1 protein-coding gene is annotated in these 460 nt (G+C 31.7%); it reads right to left on the bottom strand.

What is annotated here, in order from left to right; all coding sequences use genetic code 11:
* Positions 1-22: 22 nt before the first annotated feature.
* On the bottom strand, positions 23-460 hold a 438-nt coding region (locus tag H6A13_RS13105; RefSeq protein WP_204909962.1), incomplete at its 5' end, for a Mov34/MPN/PAD-1 family protein.

Raw genomic sequence — 460 nt, 5'->3', positions numbered from 1 at the left:
TTGTATATGCATGCATTACAGTTTACTCTTCCTCGCTTTCATCTTCAGTTATTAGTTGCATTTTAAACGCATTTCCACACTGTACTACCAAATTAATTTTTTCCGCTTCGCCAACAATCAATAGTAAAGTCCCTGGAAGAGAATCTTTAACTTTTAATGAAATTTCTGATAAAGAATTTAAATCTGTAGTAGATGGTATCGCTTGCATGCCGGGATGAGTATGCCATTCTCCAACGTAATTAATTACGCCAGCTGTTTGACGCCATCTTTTATTAATTATTTTCTGTGCTTTTTTTGCATTCCTCCTGTATAGTATTCTGGAAAATAAATTAGATTTTAATTCATAGACTTCCGCTATTTCTATGACTTTATTCTCTTTATTAAATTTTCCTAATAAAATGCCACCAGTTTCGTATTTCCAGCTAGAGTAATAATATTTTTTTAAATCACTTAACACATC

It is taken from the genome of Mordavella massiliensis (assembly GCF_016902415.1).
Classification (GTDB): domain Bacteria; phylum Bacillota; class Clostridia; order Lachnospirales; family Lachnospiraceae; genus Merdimonas; species Merdimonas faecigallinarum.
This window is presented reverse-complemented; position numbering and strand designations above follow the sequence as displayed.